Raw genomic sequence first — 19,825 nt, forward strand, 5'->3', positions numbered from 1 at the left:
ATCAATGGCAAACTATCGGGGCAAACGCCTCATGCTGGCGGAGCCAGCCACGGGTTCGCGCATGACGTTTCGCCGATCCACCATTCGCTCGCGGATGTATGCCCATATGACACCAAAGAAGGCCCGATGAACAGCCCATCCAGTCACGTCCCCCTGCTCATGGTCACCGGCGGAGCCGGTTTCATCGGTGCCAACTTCGTCCTGCAGGCCATCGCCGATGGTCTGCGCGTGGTGAACCTGGACAAGCTCACTTACGCCGGCAACCCCGACACGCTTGCCTCGCTGGACGGGAACGAGCGGCACGTGTTCGTGCAGGGCGACATCGGCGATCGTGAACTGGTGGCGAAACTGCTGGCCGAGCACCGGCCCGACGCCATCGTCAATTTCGCCGCCGAGTCGCACGTGGACCGCTCGATCGACGGCCCGGCCGAGTTCGTGCAGACCAATGTGGTGGGCACGCTGGGCCTGCTCGAATGCGCCCGCGACTACTGGCGCGGCCTCGAGGGCGCTGCCCGCGACGGCTTCCGCTTCCTGCACGTGTCGACCGACGAGGTCTACGGCTCGCTGGGCGCCGAGGGCAAGTTCACCGAGACCACGCCGTACGCGCCGAACTCTCCGTACTCCGCGTCCAAGGCCGCCTCCGACCACCTGGTGCGGGCGTTCCACCACACCTACGGGCTGCCGGTGCTGACCACCAACTGCTCGAACAATTACGGGCCGTACCAGTTCCCCGAGAAGCTGATCCCGCTGGTGATCCAGAAGGCGCTGGCCGGCGAGCCCCTGCCGGTCTACGGCGACGGGAAGAACATCCGCGACTGGCTGTTCGTGGGCGATCACTGCAGCGCGATCCGCCGCGTGCTGGACGCCGGCCGCCTGGGCGAGACCTACAACGTGGGTGGCAATGCCGAGCGCGAGAACATCACCGTGGTGAAGACCATCTGCGCCCTGCTCGATGCTCGCCAGCCCCTGGCGGACGGGCGCCCGCGCGAATCGCTGATCACCTACGTCAGGGATCGCCCCGGCCACGATCGCCGCTATGCGATCGATTCGAGCAAGCTGCAGGACGAACTGGGCTGGCGACCGACCCACAACTTCGAGACCGGCATCGCGCAGACGGTGGACTGGTATCTCGCCAACCAGTCGTGGAGCCAGCGCGTGCTCGACGGCAGCTATCGCATGGAGCGCCTCGGCTCATGAGCAGCACCCGGAAGGGCATCATCCTCGCCGGAGGTTCCGGCACCCGGCTGCACCCGATCACCCGCGCGATCAGCAAGCAGTTGCTGCCGGTGTACGACAAGCCGATGATCTACTACCCGCTGGCCACGCTGATGCTGGCCGGCATCCGCGAGATCCTGATCATCAACACGCCGCACGAGCAGGCGATGTTCCAGCGCCTGCTGGGCGACGGCTCGCAGTGGGGCCTGGACATCCGCTACGCGGTGCAGCCGTCGCCGGACGGGCTGGCCCAGGCGTTCACCATCGGCCGTGATTTCGTCGACGGCAAGCCGAGCTGCCTGGTGCTGGGCGACAACATCTTCTACGGCCACGGTTTCACCGAGCGCCTCAAGCGTGCCGCGGCGCGCGAACACGGCGCCACCGTATTCGGCTACTGGGTGAAGGACCCGCAGCGTTACGGCGTGGCGGAATTCGACGCCGACGGAAAAGTGGTCGGGCTGGAGGAAAAGCCCGCCGCACCGAAATCGCACTACGCCGTCACCGGACTGTATTTCTACGACGCCCGCGTCTGCGACTACGCCGCGGCGTTGCAGCCGTCGCCGCGCGGCGAACTGGAAATCACCGACCTCAACCGCTGCTACCTCGACGACGGTTCGCTGCACCTGGAGCAGCTCGGCCGCGGCTTCGCCTGGCTCGACACCGGCACCCACGAATCGCTGATGGAAGCGGGCAACTACATCGAGACGATCGAGAACCGGCAAGGCCTGAAGGTCTGCTGCCCGGAGGAGATCGCCCACCTCAACGGCTGGATCGACGACGAGCAGCTGCTGGGCCTGGCCGCGCCGCTGGCCAAGACCGGCTACGGCCAGTACCTGCAGGGCCTGGTGCGCGAGGGACACGCCCGATGAAGGTGATCCAGACCAGCCTGCCCGGCGCACTGATCCTCGAACCGCAGGTGTTCGGCGATGCCCGCGGGTTCTTCTACGAAAGCTACAACGAGGCGAAGTACCAGGAGGCCGGCGTCGATCACCGCTTCGTGCAGTCCAACGTGTCGCGCTCGGCGCGCGGCGTGTTGCGCGGCCTGCATTACCAGTGGCCGAATCCGCAGGGCAAGCTGGTCAGCGTGCTCGAAGGCGAGGTCTATGACGTGGCGGTGGACATCCGCCGCGGCTCGCCCACTTTCGGTCAGTCGATCGGCGTGATGCTGACGGCCGACAACCATCGCCATTTCTGGGTGCCTGAAGGCTTCGCGCACGGCTTCTGCGTGTTGTCCGAGTTCGCCACCTTCAGCTACCAGTGCACCGCGCTGTATGACCCCAGGGCCGACGCGGGCATCCGCTGGAACGACGCCGCGCTCGGCATCGACTGGCCGATCAGCTCGCCGCTGCTGTCGGACAAGGACGGCAAGACGCCCCTGCTCGCCGACGTGCCAGCGGAGCGCCTGCCGGTCTACGTGGCATGAAGTTCCTGCTGCTCGGGGCCAACGGCCAGCTCGGCCGCAGCCTGCTCGATCACGGCGGCCTCGCCGCGCGTGGCGAGCTGGTCGCCGCCAGTCGTGATGGCGTGCTGGCCGGCGGCGGCCACGGCGAGTTCGCCGACCTGTCGAGCCCCGCATCCCTGCCCGCCCTGCTCGACCGCGTGCAGCCCGACGTGATCGTCAACGCCGCCGCCTACACCGCGGTCGATCGCGCCGAGCAGGAGGAGGCCCTGGCCACCCGCGTCAACGGCGAGGCGGTGGGCGTGCTCGGCCAGTGGGCCGCGGCCCGTGGCGCGCTGGTGATCCACTACTCCACCGACTACGTGTTCGACGGTCGGCAGTCGCAGCCGTACGCGGTCGATGCAGCCACCGGCCCGCTCGGCGCCTATGGCCGCAGCAAGCTGGCCGGCGAGCTCGCGCTGCGCGACAGCGGCGCCGACCACTTCATCTTCCGCACCGCCTGGGTCTACGCGGCGCACGGCCACAACTTCCTGCGCACCATGCTGCGCCTGGGCGCCGAACGCGACGAGCTGCGCGTGGTGGCCGACCAGCACGGCGCACCCACCGACACCGGCTTGATCGTGGACGGAACACTCGCCGCACTCGATCGCTGGTTGTCGTCGGATCGTGTGCAACGCGATGCACTGGCCGGCACCCATCATCTTGTCGCCAGCGGCGCGACGACCTGGCACGGTTTTGCCAGCGCGATTTTCGCCGAGGCCACCACCCACGGCCTGCTGGCACGCGCGCCTCGCGTGCTCGCGATCGACAGCAGCGAATTCCCCACGCCGGCCGTGCGTCCGGCCTGGTCGCTGCTGGACAATGGCGGTTTCCAGCGGCATTTTGGCCTTGCCCTGCCGGACTGGACGCAGGGCTTGCGCGATGTCGTGCGCCAGCTTGCCTCATCCATGCACTGAACGAGATCCTGCCACCATGTTGATTCCCCTCATCCTCAGCGGTGGCAGCGGCACCCGGCTCTGGCCCGTCTCGCGCAAGAACCTGCCCAAGCAATTCCTCGCGCTCGCCGGCAAGGGCACGCTGTTCCAGCAGACCATCGCGCGCACCCGCCAGCTGCCCGACGTCGCCGCGCCGATCGTGGTGGCCAGCGAGGATCACCGCTTCCTCGCCGCCGACCAGTTGCTGGAGGCCGGCATCAGGGATGCCAGCATCGTGCTGGAACCGCTGGCCCGCAACACCGCGCCGGCGATCGCGCTGGGTGCCTTGCAGGCCTTGCAACGCGACCCCGAGGCCATGCTGCTGGTGCTGCCGGCCGATCACCTGATCGGCGACACCGACGCCTTCGTCGAGGCCGTAAGACAGGCGCAGCCACTGGCGGCGCAGGACTGGCTGGTGACGTTCGGCATTCGCCCGGACCGGCCGGAAACCGGCTTTGGCTACATCCGCCGCGCCGACGCGATCGACCGCCACGGCTATCGCGTCGGGCAGTTCGTCGAGAAGCCCGACCTGGCCACCGCCCAGTCCTACCTGGCCGATGGCGGCTACGACTGGAACTCCGGCATGTTCCTGTTCAAGGCCGCGCGCTACCTGGAGGAGCTGGCCGCGCACGCGCCGGCGATGCTGGAAGCGGTGCGCATGGCGCATGCGAAAGCCACGGTCGATCTGGACTTCGTGCGCATCGACCGTGACGCGTTCGCCAAGGTGCCCGACGACTCGATCGACTATGCCGTGATGGAGAAGACCCGCCGCGCTGCGGTGATCCCGGTCAGCTGCGCATGGAGCGACATCGGTTCGTGGTCGGCGCTGTGGCTGACCGGCGACAAGGACGCCGACGGCAACCTGCGCGAAGGCGACACCCTGGCGGTGGACACGCATCGTTCGCTGCTGCGCTCGCACGAGCGCCACCTGCTGGCCACCGTGGGCGTCGATGACCTGATCGTGGTGACCACGCCGGACGCGACCCTGGTGGCCCACCGCGACGCCGCGCAGGACGTGAAGAAGATCGTCGAGCAACTGAAGGCCGCCGGCCGCAGCGAACACTCGCTGCATCGCGTGGTGCACCGCCCCTGGGGCAATTACGATTCGCTGGAGGAAGGCGAGCGCTTCCAGGTCAAGCGTATCCAGGTCAAGCCCGGCGCTTCGCTCAGCCTGCAGAAGCATCATCATCGCGCCGAGCACTGGATCGTGGTCTCCGGCACCGCCGAGGTCACCTGCGACGACAAGGTGTTCCTGCTCGGCGAGAACCAGAGCACGTATATCCCGCTGGGCAGCAAGCACCGCCTGCGCAACCCCGGCAAGGTCGTGCTGGAACTGATCGAGGTGCAGTCCGGCAGCTATCTGGGTGAGGACGACATCGTGCGTTTCGACGACGTCTACGGGCGGGTCTGAAAGGTTGTGATTTTTTCAACCTCGAAGCCCGGCCATGGATGGCCGGACGCGGATCGGTCGCGCAAGTGACTGACTCGCGTGAGCACGTCCGGGCACGTACCGGACGTGCGATGGAAGAAAACCACAGGAAGTGGTTTTCTTCCCAGGCTCTGAGCGCGACGGCCGCTGCGGCAGCGGGCCACGGATTCGCTGAAACGGCAAGCTCGAATTGCCCCATGGCTGCCGACCGCCACGTCGTTCAGGCCGTCTGCGCGCACGTCGCCGACGCGGGCCAGGAGCCCGTCCCGGCGGTGCGCATCACGGCTTGGGCCGCCCATTCGCCGGTCTCGCAGCCACCTTCCATGAAGCCCTGGTTGTCGAACGCGCAATGCTCGCCGGCGAAGTGCAGGTTGCCCACGCGCTCGCCGATGGCGCCACGGATGCCGGTCCACTGGCCTGGCAGGAAGCACGCGTAGCTGCCCAGGGTCCACGGGAACGTGGGCCAGTGCATGCGCGCCTCGCGCGCCCCGTCCCTCGCCGCGGACAGTCCCGGGAACACCGCTTCCAGTTGTTGCACGGCGGCGGCAGCCTGCTGCTTCGCGCTGCCGCTTCCCAGCTCGACGCCATGCCGCCCGCCGGTGAAGTTGGTCAGGATGCCGGCCGTACCAGGCTGCATGCGGCTGGTTTCCCAGGTGGTCTGCAGCGGCAGGTCGGCATAGATGGCGCCACCGCTCTGGTGGCGCGTGTGCCAGACCCGCTCGTTGAAGCCGATCATCAGCTTGGCGTTGGTGCCATAACCGAGTTCGGCGATCGCACGGCGTTTCACCGCCGGCAACGCCGCGTCGATGCGTACGCGGCGCAACGTGGTGAAGGGCAAGGCCAACACCACCCGTTGCGCGCGCACCTCGAATGCGCCGGCATCGCGCTTGAAGCCCAGCACGTAGCGGCCATCGGCGCCCTGGCCGAGCGATTCCAGCACGCTGCCAGTGTGGATGGCGTCGGCCAGTCCGGCGCCCAAGCGCTGCACGATCAGGTCGTTGCCGCCGCGCGCGTGGAAGCGCTCGTCGCTTTCGCCGAAAATGCGGAAGTGGTCCCGACCCGGATCAATGAAGGTGAGGAAATTCAGCGCGGACTGTTCGTCGCAGTCCAGTCCCATCTCCGTCGTGTAAGCCACCTCGATCAGGGTGCGCAGCCAGCCGCTGGCGCCCTGGCGATCCAGCCATTGCGTGATCGTTTCGCGATCCAGTCGCTGCGCGCCGCCGGGCGTGGCTGCGGTGATTTCCTCCTCTGGCAAGGTCGCCGCGTCGCGGGCGATCGCCGCGGCCAGCGGCGCGAATTCGCGCAGGATGTCGTCCTCGCCGTAACGCCGACCATGGCAGAACCAGATGTCGCCGAGCGCAGCCGTGGGATCGCGCGACAGGTCGTCCAGTTCGATGCCCAGCTCACAGGCCAGCGCGCGGACATGCACGTGGCCGGTGTCGATCAGCTCGCCGCCCAGTTCGCACACCTGGTTGTCGGCGAAGTGGCCGCGCAGGCTGAGCATGCGCCCGCCGATGCGCTCCTGTGCCTCGTACACGCGCACCGGCACGCCGGCCTGGCGCAGCCGGTGCGCGCAGGTCAACCCGGCCACGCCGGCGCCGACCACCACCACTTCATCCGTGCCGGTGGCGCGAAGGGGCATCGGCACGCGTGCGCAGGCACCCAGCATCAGCGCCGCGGAAGCCACCGCCGATTGCCGCAGGAATCGGCGCCGCGCATGATCCACCCGCAAGCTGCGTTCGCGCGCAATCGCCTCGTCCAGCGGCTCGCCCGTACTCCGGGACACGGCCGCAATCGCCGCGGCCCGCCGCAACACATCGACCAGCGCCGTCCGAGCCATCGTCTTACCCCCAGTCGGTACACCCCCGCGCACGGGCGCAGCCTACGCCGAATCTGCCACCGCATCGATTGCAACGACAGGTATCCCGGGGCCACTCCCGCCGGCAACCGCGATGCGCCCGTGCGCCTGCGCGATCGTCATTCGATATGGAAATGGCGTTTGAACGGGACGCCGACCGCGGCCGGCTCTTCCAGCTCACGGGCGTAGCGATGTCCCGCATAGACCGCGTGGGCGATCAGGCCCGGCGCCTCGGCGTCGCCGATGCAGCGCAGCGATTGCAGGGCGGCGGCAGGCCAATCGGACTCGCGCCGCAACAGCTCCTGGTACAGCGCATCGTCGGGCAGGCGGGCGGTGACCGTGACGACGGCGTCGCAGGCCAGCGCGCGGCGCTGGTGGTCCCACACGTTTTCGAGGACGAGCGTGCTGCCGGCGTAGCCGACGATGTCGTGCGACACGATCGCCTCGATGCCGAGCTTGGCCATCCGCTTGCGGATGTGCCGGTAGTCCAGCGTGTGCTGGCTCCATGGCGCGACGCTGTCCTCCGGCGTCAGATACGCCACTTCGCAACCGCGCAGGCGCAAGGCTTCGGCCGCGATGCCCGCGTGGTAGAAACCGTCATCGTCGAACACCACCACGCGGCCCTCGGGCAGATGGCCGTCCATCAGGTCGTCGGGGGTGTAGATGCGCGCACCGTCGACGAAGCCGTCGATGGCTGCGCCGTGGCTGCGGCCGTAGCCGTCGCGGCGCCAGTGGCAACCGGTGGCGATCACCACGTGCTCGGCGCCGAAATCGAGCACGTCCTGCGCCGTGAGCACGGAATCGAGATAGACGGCTATATTCGCCAGCTTGCGGATCTGGCCGACGCGCCAGTCGCGCACGCGCGCCCATTCGGCCAGCCCCGGCAGGCGCGCTTCGCGGGTGACGCGACCGCCGAGTTCCTTGCGCGCCTCGGCCAGGCTCACTTCGTAGCCGCGCTGGCCAAGCGCGCGCGCCGCTTCCAGTCCGGCGGGCCCGCCACCGACCACCAGCACGCGCGCCGCCGAGCGCTTCGGTGCGATACGTTCGGGATGCCAGCCCTTGCGCCACTCCTCGCCCATGGTCGGGTTCTGCGTGCAGCGGATCGGCGAGATGGTCATGTCGCCGGAAACGCAGATATTGCAGCCGATGCATTCGCGGATGTCGTCGACGCGGCCTTGCTCGACCTTGCGCGGCAGGAACGGGTCGGCGATCGACGGGCGCGCGCAGCCGATCATGTCGAGCACGCCGCGCTTCAGTTGCGAGACCATGGTGTCGGGCGAGGTGAAGCGGCCCACGCCCACCACCGGCTTGCTGGTGGTCTGCTTGACGAAGTCGATGAACGGCTCCTGCGCACCTTCCGCGGCAAACCGCGAGGGCACCGAATCGTTGTACCAGGCGGCCACGTTCACGTCCCACAGGTCGGGCAGCTCGGCCAGCATGGCCACGATCTCCCTGGCCTCGGCCCGTTCGACGCCGCCCGGGCCCAGCAGCTCCTCGGTGGCAAAGCGCAGCGCGACGGCGCAGGTGTCGCCCACCGCGTCCTTGGTGTCCTCGAGCACCTCGCGCAGCAGCCGCACGCGATTCTCCAGCGAGCCGCCGTATTCGTCGCTGCGCTGGTTGCGCCGGCGCTGCAGGAAGTGCATCGCCAGCGACAGGTCGTGCGCCGCATAGACGTAGATGATGTCCATGCCCGCGCGCCTGCCGCGGATCGCCGCCTCGCGATGCCAACGGCGGTACTCGCGGATGTCGTGCTTCGTCATCGCCCGCGCCTGGTGCGGGTAGCCGTACTTGGTCGGCTGGTGCGACGGCGCGATCAGCACTTCGCGCGAATACAGGTTCGACGCCGTCGGCCCGTTGTGGGTGAGTTCCAGCGCAGCCAGCGCGCCGTGCGCATGCACCTTGTCGCACATCAGTGCCAGCGCGGGGATGTCGCGGTCATCCCACAGCCGCGCTTCCACGTACGGCGTGAGATCGCCGCTGGGGTGGATCTCGCACTCCTCGGTGGAGACCACCGCCCAGCCGCCCTCGGCCTTCATCTCGCGCATCGCCGCATGGGCCAGCGGCATCGCGTGGCCCATGCCGTTGCAGTGCGGCACCTGGAAGAAGCGGTTCTTCGCGGTGACCGGGCCGATCTTCACCGGTTCGAACAGGATGTCGTAGCGGGGGTCGCGCATGGTGCTCAGGCCTCGGTGGCGGCGACCGGCTTGCGCCGCCACCGCATGAAGACATACAGCGGCAGGCCCGCGGCGATCAGGCCCAGCGCATACACGAACGGTCCGCCGCCGATGCCGACGAAGGCGAATACCACATACGCCAAGCCGATGCCCGCCACCAGCAGCACGCGGCGCCCGCTGCAGCCCGGCACGCCCCGCCGCCACAGTACCGCCAGCGCCAGCGCACAGGCCAGGTACAAGGGCAGGTTCGCCGCCGTCACCATCAGGGTGATGAAGGTGAATGCCGCCACCAGCGAACTGCTGTAGCTCATCCACACCATCACCGAGGCCAGCGTCGCGGTGATCAGCAAGGCGGCAACCGGCGCGCCATGGCGATTGCTGCGCGCAAGCAACGGTGGCAGCACGCCGTTGTCCGCCATGGTGCGGGTCAGTTGTCCGGCCAGCAGGGTCCAGCCGTTGAGGGCGCCGAGTCCGCTGATCACCACGAACAGCGCCAGCCAGCGACCCGACCCGGCGTGGCCGAACGTGTCCATCAGCAGCGCGAATGGCGCGCTGGCGTTGGCCAGCACGTCCTGCCGCAGCAACAGCAGCGGCACCGTCGACACCACGACGTAGATCAGCGCGACCACCACCGCGCCCGTCATCGTGGCGCGCGGAATGGTACGGCCGGGGTTGTCCACGCGGCTGGCCGGAATGCTGGCCGATTCGATGCCCAGCATCGCGAACAACGCGATGGTGGAAGCCGCCATCACGCCACCAAGCGTCACCGGGGTAGTCGGCGGATGGGCCGCATAGCTGCCCGGCGAGTTCAGCAACACCCAGCCGCCAAGCACGGCGATTGCCAGCATCGGCAGCAGCTTCAGCGTGGTGGTGACGATCTGCACGATGCCGCCGGTGCGCACGCCGAGCAGGTTGACCAGGGTGAACAGCCACACCAGCACCAGCGCGAACCATACCGGCGGAATGACGCCGAGTGCCGGCATCACCACGGTGACGTAGCCCACCACGCCGGTGGCCAGCGCCGCGTTGGTCAGCCACAGCGACACCCAGTACGCCCACATCGACATGTAGGCCGGCAGCTCGCCCAGCGTGTCGCGGACATAGCCGTAGGGGCCATCGGCAGCAGGCAGCGCCGCGGACAGATGCGCGAATACCCGCGCCAGGGTGAGGCAGCCGAACAGGGTGATGCCCCAGCCGATCAGCGCGTTGAAACCGAACGGCGCCAGCGACGAGGGCAGCAGGAAGATGCCCATGCCGATCACGTTGCCGACCACCAGCGCGGAGCAGGTCCAGAAGCCGATCCGGCTGCGGTCACGCATCCCGACGTGCGCCTGTCCGCTTCGGTGGCAGCGCATGCGGCGACGGACTCATGCAGATTCGCCGGCCGGCCCCGCATAGGCCGCGCGCAACAGGTTCTGGAAATGCCACACGCCGCTTTCGCGCTTCGGGTTGAGCCGGCCCGGCGTGTACGCGCCGGAGGCCAGTCCCCGCTGCACCGCCTCGCAGATGCCGATGTCCTCGTTCTGCACCTCGTCGCTGAAGCTGCGGTCGGCCTCCATGCGCGCCTGCGCCGCGGCGTCCTGCGCGTAGTAGTAGTCGAACACGATGCGGCAGCGCCCCGGGCCCAGCGGCAGGATGCGGTTGGTCTGCAGGCGGCCGGGCATGATGTTGAGCATCATGTTGGGGTAGACGAAGTAATAGAACGCCTCGCCGTCCCCGTAGATGTCGGTGCTGTTGCGCAATGGCGAAGACTGCAGCGAATACCAGGCGAACAGCTCGGTGTCGTAGGCGCGGTAGTCGAGCACCTTCGACAGGCCCGGATGCACGTGCGGCAGGTGGTAGCCCTCGAGGTAATTGTCGACGTAGACCTTCCAGTTGCAGTCGATGTCGTAGGTGTCGCGGCGCAGGTAGCGCATCGCCGCCAGGTCGATCGGCGCGATGCGTTCGGCGATGCCGCCATGGACTTCCTCGAACGGCGGCACGGCGGCGTCCAGCGCCACGAACACCAGCCCCTGCCACTCGTGCACGCGCAACGGCGGCAGGCGGATTTCCTCCACGCGGAAGTCGGCGGCGTCCTGCATTTCCGGCGCGCTGCGCAGCTGGCCTTCCAGCGTGTAGGTCCAGCCGTGGTACTTGCAGTGCAGCGCCCGCGCGCCCTTGCCGTCGCACAGCGCCAGCGGACCGGCGCGGTGGCGACAGACATTGGGAAAGGCCCGCAGCACGCCGTCCTGGCCGCGCACCAGCAGCAGCGGCACGCCACCGACCTGGTCGACCACGTGGTCGCCCGGCTCGGCCAGCTGTTCCTGCCGGGCCACCAGTTGCCAGCTGCGGCCGAACACCGCGCGCTGCTCCATCGCCAGCATCGCCTCCCCCGCGTAGTAGCGCGCCGGCAAGGCGTGCGCCCGTTCGAGCGGTTCGACGACGGTGTCGGTGTGCATGGATTGCTTTCCCCCGGTTGGATGGCCGCGAACAACCGGCCGATGCGACCCGCCCGGCCCGGCGGAAGCGTCCGGCTGAGCCTAGCGCTTGTGTCGAACCGGCGGCAACCGCAGCTGCGCCGTGCCCGCCGGTGCCACTATCTACCAGCCGGATTCGGTTGTAGATTGCGGCGAACCCCGCGAGAGGCCGCTACCTCCATGCCAGGCGCCGTACCGCTGTCGTCACTCCGGACCGTCGCCCCGCGTGGGCCGTTTTCGTCGCCGCCACGAGGCGACGCATGACCGCGGCGTCGGCCAGCGGCACGCTGGAGCAGGCGCTGGCACACGCGGAGCGGCTGCTGCAACGCGACCCCGCACTGGCGGTGGAACAACTCGAAGAAATCCTGCACGCAGTCGGCGCCCATCCGCTGGCGCTGCAACTGCTGGCCGCCGCGCGCCTGCGCCAGGGCGATGCCCGGGCCGCGCTCGACATCCTGCTTCCGCTGGTGCCTGCGCAACCGACATGGGCGGCGCTGCAGCTCGACCTGGGCGTGGTGCTGGGTCGGCTCGGCCGCGGCGAGGAGGCGATCGCCGCGCTGCGCCGCGCGGTCGCGTTGCAACCCGATTTGCCGCAAGCCTGGCGCGAACTCGGCGACCACCTGATGGCCGCCGGCGAGCAGGATGCGGCGGACGCCGCCTATGCCAGGCACGTGCTGCATTCCACCCACGACCCGCGCCTGATGGGTGCCGCCGTGGCGCTCGCCGAAGGCCGCGTCCCGCAGGCCGAGGCGCTGCTGCGCGAGCATCTGAAGCAGGCGCCCACCGACGTGGCGGCGATCCGCATGTTCGCCGAGGTCGCCGCCCGCGTGGGCCGCAACGAGGATGCGCTGAACCTGCTCGCGCGCTGCCTCGAGCTGGCCCCCGGCTTCGACGCCGCACGCCAGCACTACGCCATGGTCCTGCATCGCAGCAACCAGCCCGAACAGGCGCTCGCGCAGATCGAACACCTGCTGGCCAACGAGCCGCAACACCCGGCCTACCGCAACCTCAAGGCGGTGGTGTTGTGCCGCATCGGCGATTACGAGCCGGCCATCGCGATCTACGCCGACCTGGTGCAGAACTACCCGGACAACCCGCGGGTGTGGATGAGCTACGGCCACGCGCTGAAGACTGCCGGCTTCGGCGAACGCGCGATCGCCGCCTACCGGCACAGCCTGCAGCACCTGCCTTCGTTCGGCGAAGTCTGGTGGAGCCTGGCCAACCTGAAGACCTTCCGCTTTAGCGCGGCCGACCTCGCCACCATGAGCGACCAGCTGGCGCGCAGCGACCTGTCGGACGAAGACCGCCTGCACCTGGAGTTCGCCATGGGCAAGGCGCGCGAGGATGCCGACGCCTGCGCGGATTCGTTCGCCCACTACGCGCGCGGCAACGCGATCCGTCGCGCGCAGCTGCACTACAGCGCGGACGAGACCAGCGCGCGGGTGGCCCGCACCTGCGCCCACTACACCGGCGAGTTCTTTGCCGCGCGCGCGGGCATGGGCTGCCCGGCGCGCGATCCGATCTTCGTCGTCGGGCTGCCGCGCGCCGGCTCCACCCTGATCGAGCAGATCCTGTCCAGCCACAGCCAGGTCGAGGGCACGATGGAGCTGCCCGAAGTCGCCTCGATCACCCGCGGCCTGCGCCGGCAGGGCCAGGGTGACGGCGTGATGCCCTACCACGATGCGCTGGCCGCGCTCGACGCCGACGCGCTGCGCGCGCTCGGCGAGCGCTACCTCGCGCGCACCCGCATCCAGCGCAAGACCTCGGCGCCGCTGTTCATCGACAAGATGCCGAACAACTTCATGCACCTCGGCCTGATCCAGCTGATGCTGCCGAACGCCCGAATCATCGACGCGCGCCGGCATCCGCTGGCGTGCTGCTTCTCGGCGTTCAAGCAGCACTTCGCGCGCGGGCAGAGTTTCAGCTACGACCTCGAGGACGTCGGTCGCTATTACCACGACTACGTCCGCCTGATGGCGCACTTCGACACGGTGCTGCCCGGGCGCATCCACCGCGTGTTCTACGAGCGCATGGTGGCGGACACCGAGGGCGAGGTGCGTCGCCTGCTGGATTATTGCGGCCTGCCGTTCGAGGACGCCTGCCTGCGCTTCTTCGAGAATCCGCGGCCGGTGCACACCGCGAGTTCCGAGCAGGTGCGCCGCCCGATCTATCGCGAGGGCGTGGACCACTGGCGCCGCTTTGCGCCGTGGCTGGGGCCGCTGGAACAGGCGCTCGGGCCGGTGCTGGACAGCTATCCAGAGGTGCCGGGCTTCACCTGAGAAGTTGGGGGTTGGGTTGGTTTGCCGTTCACCGGATGAGGGGAAATCGCATGCATGCAAGCAGTTCCAGACAGGCCATGAACGCCCGACGGGCGACGTTGATCCGGTTGCCGCTGGCGGCCGCCATCTGCCTCGCCATGGCGGCGCCCGCCATGGCGCAGGACACCGGGCAGCCCACGCCGCCCGACACCACGTCATCGACGAAGCAGAAAGCCACCACGCTCAGCGTGGTCACGGTGACCGCGCAGAAGCGCACGGAGAACCTGCAGAAGGTGCCGATCAGCATGGACGTGCTGGCCACCGACCAGCTCGAAGCGCTGCACGTGAAGAGTTTCGACGACTACGTGAAGTACCTGCCCAGCGTGACCTTCCAGCAAGGCGGTGGCGGCATCGCCACCGGGCCCGGCTTCGTCTCGATCTACATGCGCGGCGTGACCAGCGGCGGCAACACCAACCACTCCGGCTCGCAGCCGAGCGTGGGCGTCTACCTCGACGACCAGCCGGTGACGACGATCCAGGGCCCGCTCGACATCCACATGTACGACATCGCCCGCATCGAGGTGCTGGCCGGCCCGCAGGGCACGCTGTACGGCGCCAGCGCCGAGGCCGGCGCCCTGCGCATCATCACCAACAAGCCCGACCCCAGCGGTTACGCGGCCAGCTACAGCCTCGGCGTGGACACGCTCGCGCACGGCGGCATCGGCTACACGGGCGAGGGCATGCTCAACCTGCCGATCAATTCGACGGCCGCGATCCGCCTGGTCGGCTGGCGCGAGCACGATGCCGGCTACATCGACAACAAGGCCGGCTCGCGTACCTTCCCCACCTCGGGCATCACCATCAGCAACGCGCCGGGCTGCACGGCGAGCGGAAGCTCGTCGTCGTCGGCATCCCAGTGCGTCGGCCATGCAAAAGACAACTACAACGACGCCAACATCACCGGTGCGCGCGCCGCGCTGAAGGTCGACCTCGACGACAACTGGTCGATCACGCCGATGCTGATGGGGCAGCAGACCATCTCGCACGGCAACTTCGCCAGCGACCCGGCGGTGGGCGACCTGGCCGTCACGCACTTCTATCCCGAGCGCGTCAACGATCGCTGGTGGCAGGGCGCGCTGACCGTGCAGGGCAAGATCGGCAACTTCGACCTGACCTATGCCTACGCGCACCTCAAGCGCAACCAGGAGGAGCAGACCGACTACAGCGACTACGGCTTCTGGTACGACGCGCTGTACGGCTCCGGTGCATCGTTCTATGACAACAACGGCGCACTGGTGAATCCGTCGCAGCACATCAGCGATCGCGACGGTTACACCAACAGCAGCCACGAGCTGCGCCTGGTGTCACCGGCGGACGATCGCCTGCGCCTGGTCGCCGGTGCGTTCTGGCAGAAGCAGAAGCACGACATCATGCAGAACTACCAGGTCGACGGCCTGGCCGACGTGCTCTCCGTCAGCGGCTGGAACGACACCATCTGGCTGACCCGGCAGATGCGCTACGACCGCGACGAGGCACTGTTCGGCGAACTGTCCTGGGACTTCATCCCCGACGTGCTCACCGGCACCATCGGCGAGCGCTATTACCGCACCAGCAACCAGCTGTACGGCTATTTCGGCTACGGCGCGGGCTTCTCCTCCAGCCAGGGCGAGGCCGCCTGCGTGTCGCCCGATCCGTTCATGGGCGCACCGTGCCTGGACTTCAACAAGAAGGTGAAGGAAAGCGGCAACCTCACCAAGTTCAACCTGACCTGGAACATCAGCGACACCAAGATGATCTACGCCACCCGCTCCGAGGGCTTCCGCCCCGGCGGCGTCAACCGGCGCGGCACCTTGCTGCCATACCACGCCGACTTCCTGATCAACCAGGAGCTGGGCTGGAAGACTTCGTGGCTGGACAACCGGGTGTCCTTCAACGGCGCGGTGTTCCGCGAAACCTGGAACGACTTCCAGTTCCCGATCCTCGGCGCAAACGGCCTCACCGAAATCAAGAACGCCAACTCCGCCCGCATCGAAGGTCTCGAATCGCAACTGAACTGGCAGGCCTCCTACAACCTGCAACTGACCGCCGGCTGGGCGATGTACCGGGCGCGGCTGACCGCCAACTACTGCGGCTTCACCGACGCCAGCGGGCGCCCGATCACCGACTGCCCGCCCGGCTCGCTCAACCCGCAGGACGGCAGCGTAGTGTCGGGACCGCTGGCGCCCAAGGGCACCCAGCTGCCGATCACGCCGAAGTTCAAGGGCAACCTGATCGCGCATTACAGCTTCAACATCGGTGACAGCGACGCGTTCGTGCAGGCGGCACTGGTCCACGTCGGCAAGCGCACCACCGACCTGCGCCTGAGCGAGCGGGCGCTGCTCGGCGACCTGCCCGCCTACACCACGCTGGATCTGTCGGCCGGCGTGCAGAAAGGCAGCTGGTCGGCCGACGTCTACATCAACAACGCGTTCGACAAGCGCTCGGCGCAATACAAGTACACCGAGTGCGGCGTCGACGTCTGCGGCGCGCACGGGGTGGTGACGTCATACCCGAACGGTCAGGTCTACACCGGCTACAGCCTGCCGCGCACGATCGGCATCCGCTTCAAGCAGGAGTTCTAGCTGCCGGACGGCGAAGGCCCCGGCGTGGTGGACCGGGGCCTTCACATGCGACGGCACATCCCGTGCCGGGGTGAAACGCGGAATTACTCGACGGTGACCGACTTGGCCAGGTTGCGTGGCTGGTCGACGTCGGTGCCGCGCAGCACGGCCACGTGGTAGGCCAGCAGCTGCAGCGGCACGGTGAACACCGCCGGGGCAATGAAGCTGCCGCCGGATTCCACGCGCAGCATCGTGCCGTGGGCGGCCATGTCGTCCATGCCGGCGGCACCGTCGGCGAACACGATCAGGCGACCGCCGCGGGCACGCACCTCCTGCAGGTTGGACTTCAGCTTGTCCAGCAGCGGGCCGTTCGGCGCCACCGCCACGATCGGCATGTTCTCGTCGACCAGGGCCAGCGGACCGTGCTTGAGCTCGCCCGCGGGATAGGCTTCGGCGTGGATGTAGGAGATTTCCTTGAGCTTCAGCGCGCCTTCCAGCGCGACCGGATATTGCGCGCCGCGACCCAGGAACAGGGCGTGCTGGCGGTGGATGAATTCGGCCGACAGCTCGATGATCGCCGGCTCCAGCTGCAGCGCGTCCTCGATCGCCCGGGGCAGATGCTGCAGCTCGGCGCACAGCGCGGCGTAGCGCGCATCATCGAGCCCGTTGCGGCGAGCCAGCTCCAGCGCCAGCAGGGCGAGGCCGGCCAGCTGGGTGGTGAAGGCCTTGGTCGAGGCCACGCCGATCTCGGGGCCGGCACGGGTCATCAGCTTCAGGTCGGCCTCGCGCACCAGCGAGGATTCGGGCGAATTGCAGATGACCAGGGTGCCCAGATAACCGCGGCGACCCGACTCGCGCATCGCGGCCAGCGTGTCGGCGGTTTCGCCGGATTGGGAGATGGCGACGAACAGCGTGCCGCTCGGCACCACCGCCTCGCGATAACGAAATTCGCTGGCCACTTCCACGCTGACCGGCAGGCGCGCGAATTCCTCGATCCAGTACTTGGCGACGAGGCCGGCGTGGTAGCTGGTGCCGCAGGCGATGATGTGCAGGCCGCGGGTGGCTTGCAGCAGCGCGTCGCTGTCGATGCCGAAGATGTTCGGCAGCACGCCATGCGGGCCAATGCGCGCCTCCAGCGTGTCGGCCACCGCACGCGGCTGCTCGAAGATCTCCTTCTGCATGTAGTGGCGGTATTCACCCCGCTCGACCGCATCCTTCGACAGCTCGCTCTCGTGCACCTCACGCTCCACCGGTGTGCCGTCCAGGCCGAATACCTGCACGTGGTCGCGGGTGATCTCGACCACGTCGTCCTCGTCGAGATAGAGCATCTTGTTGGTGACCTGGATCAGCGCCTGCGCATCGGAGCCCAGGAAGTTCTCGCCGATGCCGAGGCCGACCAGCAGCGGCGCGCCGCGACGTGCACCGACCACGCGGTCGGGTTCTTCACTGCTGAGCACGGCAATCGCGTAGGCACCTTCCAGTTCGCGCACGGTGGCCAGCACTGCCTCGCGCAGACTCACGCCCGCCGCGTAGCGCCGGTCGATCAGCGCCGCCATCACTTCGGTGTCGGTGTCCGAGGTAAACACGTGGCCACCCGCCTGCAGTTCGGCGCGCAGGCTGGCGTAGTTCTCGATGATGCCGTTGTGCACGATGGAGATGCGTCCGGCCATGTGCGGATGCGCGTTCGCCTCGCTGGGCACGCCGTGGGTGGCCCAGCGCGTATGCGCGATGCCGGTGCCGCCGGGCAGCGGATCGGCCAGGTACAGCGCCTCCATTTCGCGCACCTTGCCCTTGGCGCGCGCCCGCCGGATCTCGCCGCGATCGATCACGGCCACGCCGGACGAGTCGTAACCCCGGTATTCGAGCGCCTTCAGGCCTGCGATCAGCAGCGGCGCGACATCACGCTGGGCAACGGCAGCAACAATTCCACACATCGAGCAGGTTTCCTTGGGTGAAAGACGGGACCTCCGGCCCCGTCGGGGGATGAGTGATTATGCGTGTGCGACCTGACTGCAGCCTTTCGGGCATGTGGCGGGCCGGGTCATCAGTTCACCTTGCGACGCAACCAGTTCAGCAGGTCGATGCGGGTGATCAGGCCGAGGAAGTCGTCGCCGTCGACCACGATGGCCACATGGCCGCGCTCGAACACCGGCAGCAGCGACTCGACCGGCGAGCGCACGTCGAGTTTCTGCAGGCTGGTGATCATGGCACTCGACACCGAATCGCGGAAACGCGACTCGTCGGCGTGCACGTGCATCAGCACGTCCGACTCGTCGACGATGCCCACCAGCTTGCGGCCGTCCATCACCGGCAGCTGCGACACGTCGTACAGCTTCATGCGGTTGTAGGCGGTGATCAGCAATTCGTTGGGGCCGACCACCACGGTGTCGCGCTGGGCGAACGGGCGCAGCAGCAGGTCGCGCAAGTCGCCGTGCTGCTCGCGCTCGATGAAGCCGTTGTCGAGCATCCAGTAGTCGTTGTACAGCTTGGACAGATACTTGTTGCCGGTGTCGCAGACCAGGGTCACCACGCGCTTCGACGTGGTCTGCTCGCGGCAGTAGCGCAGCGCCGCGGCCAGCAGGGTGCCGGTGGACGAGCCGCCCAGCACGCCTTCCTTCGCCAGCAGCTCGCGGGCGGTGAGGAAGCTTTCCTTGTCGGGGATCGCGTAGGCCTTCTTCACCCGGGTGAAGTCGCTGATGCCCGGCAGGAAGTCCTCGCCGATGCCTTCGACCATCCAGCTGGCCGACTTGGTCGAGAGCGTGCCCTCGTTGATGTATTCGGCAAGGATGGAACCGACCGGGTCGGCCAGCACCAGTTCGGTCTGCGGCGAGTGCTCGGCGAAGAATTTCGACAGGCCGCTCAGCGTGCCGGACGAACCGCAGCCGAGCACGATCGCGTCGACCTGGCCGTCCATCTGCTCGAGGATTTCGGGCCCGGTGGTGGCGATGTGCGCGGCCGGGTTGTCGGGGTTGCCGAACTGGTTGATGAAGTACGCGCCGGGCGTCTCGCGGGCGATCCGCTCGGCCATGTCCTGGTAATACTCGGGGTGACCCTTGGCCACGTCGGAACGGGTCAGCACCACCTCGGCGCCCATCGCCTTCAGGTTGAAGATCTTCTCGCGGCTCATCTTGTCCGGCACCACCAGGATCAGGCGGTAGCCCTTGGCCTGCGCCACCAGGGCCAGGCCAAGGCCGGTGTTGCCGGCGGTGCCTTCGACCAGGATGTCGCCCGGGCGGATGCGGCCGTCCTTCTCGGCACCCTCGATCATCGACAGGCCGATGCGATCCTTGATCGAGCCGCCGGGGTTGGCGCTCTCCAGCTTGAGGAACAGCTGGCACAGGCCGGTGTCCAGGCGCTGGGTGCGGACCATCGGGGTGCGGCCGATCAATTCAAGAACGCTCTGGTGAACCGTCATGGGGGCTCCGTGATGTGGTTGCGACGGGATGAAGACCGTCGCGACAA

13 protein-coding genes are annotated in these 19,825 nt (G+C 68.1%); 7 read left to right on the forward strand and 6 right to left on the reverse strand.

Translation table 11 applies throughout. The features are described from left to right. Positions 1-126 precede the first annotated feature (126 nt). The 5 genes from rfbB to ABNK63_RS14180 are packed head-to-tail and all read left to right on the forward strand — an operon-like array spanning position 127 to position 4,999. Positions 127-1,197 (forward strand): dTDP-glucose 4,6-dehydratase, encoded by a 1,071-nt coding sequence (gene rfbB / locus ABNK63_RS14160; protein WP_350015986.1) that lies wholly within the window; start codon positions 127-129, stop codon positions 1,195-1,197. After that, entirely contained in the window at positions 1,194-2,084 is an 891-nt protein-coding gene (gene rfbA, locus ABNK63_RS14165) for a glucose-1-phosphate thymidylyltransferase RfbA (RefSeq protein WP_007807565.1), read from the forward strand. Before rfbB ends, rfbA begins: the two co-directional genes overlap by 4 nt. Then, entirely contained in the window at positions 2,081-2,638 is a 558-nt protein-coding gene (gene rfbC / locus ABNK63_RS14170; protein ID WP_007807564.1) for a dTDP-4-dehydrorhamnose 3,5-epimerase, read from the forward strand. The genes rfbA and rfbC overlap by 4 nt, the downstream gene beginning before the upstream one ends. Next, positions 2,635-3,570 carry a dTDP-4-dehydrorhamnose reductase gene (gene rfbD, locus ABNK63_RS14175; protein WP_350015987.1) on the forward strand — a complete coding sequence of 312 codons (936 nt, stop codon included), beginning with the start codon at positions 2,635-2,637 and terminating at the stop codon, positions 3,568-3,570. The genes rfbC and rfbD overlap by 4 nt, the downstream gene beginning before the upstream one ends. A 16-nt stretch (positions 3,571-3,586) precedes the next feature. Next, on the forward strand, positions 3,587-4,999 hold the full coding sequence (locus ABNK63_RS14180; RefSeq protein WP_350015988.1) for a mannose-1-phosphate guanylyltransferase/mannose-6-phosphate isomerase: 1,413 nt from the start codon (positions 3,587-3,589) through the stop codon (positions 4,997-4,999). A gap of 238 nt (positions 5,000-5,237) precedes the next feature. On the opposite strand, the gene ABNK63_RS14185 is transcribed toward ABNK63_RS14180, so the two are convergent. From ABNK63_RS14185 to ABNK63_RS14200, 4 genes are all read right to left on the reverse strand, one after another. Further along, positions 5,238-6,803: an NAD(P)/FAD-dependent oxidoreductase gene (locus tag ABNK63_RS14185; RefSeq protein WP_350015989.1), complete on the reverse strand. Its 1,566-nt coding sequence runs from the start codon at positions 6,801-6,803 to the stop codon at positions 5,238-5,240. A gap of 191 nt (positions 6,804-6,994) precedes the next feature. Continuing rightward, the gene (locus ABNK63_RS14190; protein ID WP_040673176.1) at positions 6,995-9,049 is read right to left on the reverse strand and encodes an FAD-dependent oxidoreductase; all 2,055 of its coding nucleotides are present in this window, start codon (positions 9,047-9,049) and stop codon (positions 6,995-6,997) included. A 5-nt stretch (positions 9,050-9,054) separates the two neighbouring features. After that, the gene (locus ABNK63_RS14195; RefSeq protein WP_007807555.1) at positions 9,055-10,368 is read right to left on the reverse strand and encodes an amino acid permease; all 1,314 of its coding nucleotides are present in this window, start codon (positions 10,366-10,368) and stop codon (positions 9,055-9,057) included. Positions 10,369-10,416: 48 nt separating this feature from the next. Beyond that, positions 10,417-11,487, reverse strand: coding sequence for an aromatic ring-hydroxylating dioxygenase subunit alpha (locus ABNK63_RS14200; protein ID WP_350015990.1), 1,071 nt, complete (start codon positions 11,485-11,487; stop codon positions 10,417-10,419). Between the two features lie 278 nt (positions 11,488-11,765). Between ABNK63_RS14200 and ABNK63_RS14205 the strand changes: the two genes are divergently transcribed. Further along, the gene (locus ABNK63_RS14205; RefSeq protein WP_350015991.1) at positions 11,766-13,784 is read left to right on the forward strand and encodes a sulfotransferase; all 2,019 of its coding nucleotides are present in this window, start codon (positions 11,766-11,768) and stop codon (positions 13,782-13,784) included. Between the two features lie 77 nt (positions 13,785-13,861). Continuing rightward, positions 13,862-16,384 carry a TonB-dependent receptor gene (locus ABNK63_RS14210; RefSeq protein ID WP_350015992.1) on the forward strand — a complete coding sequence of 841 codons (2,523 nt, stop codon included), beginning with the start codon at positions 13,862-13,864 and terminating at the stop codon, positions 16,382-16,384. 83 nt (positions 16,385-16,467) lie between these two features. Here ABNK63_RS14210 and glmS read toward each other — a convergent pair whose 3' ends face one another. Continuing rightward, a complete protein-coding gene (gene glmS / locus ABNK63_RS14215) occupies positions 16,468-18,297 on the reverse strand; it encodes a glutamine--fructose-6-phosphate transaminase (isomerizing) (protein ID WP_007807548.1) in 1,830 nt (609 codons plus the stop codon). 110 nt (positions 18,298-18,407) lie between these two features. Then, on the reverse strand, positions 18,408-19,778 hold the full coding sequence (locus ABNK63_RS14220; RefSeq protein ID WP_007807546.1) for a pyridoxal-phosphate dependent enzyme: 1,371 nt from the start codon (positions 19,776-19,778) through the stop codon (positions 18,408-18,410). Between the last annotated feature and the right edge of the window lie 47 nt (positions 19,779-19,825).

Origin of the sequence: Rhodanobacter sp. IGA1.0 (assembly GCF_040208325.1) — a bacterium.
GTDB lineage: Bacteria > Pseudomonadota > Gammaproteobacteria > Xanthomonadales > Rhodanobacteraceae > Rhodanobacter > Rhodanobacter spathiphylli.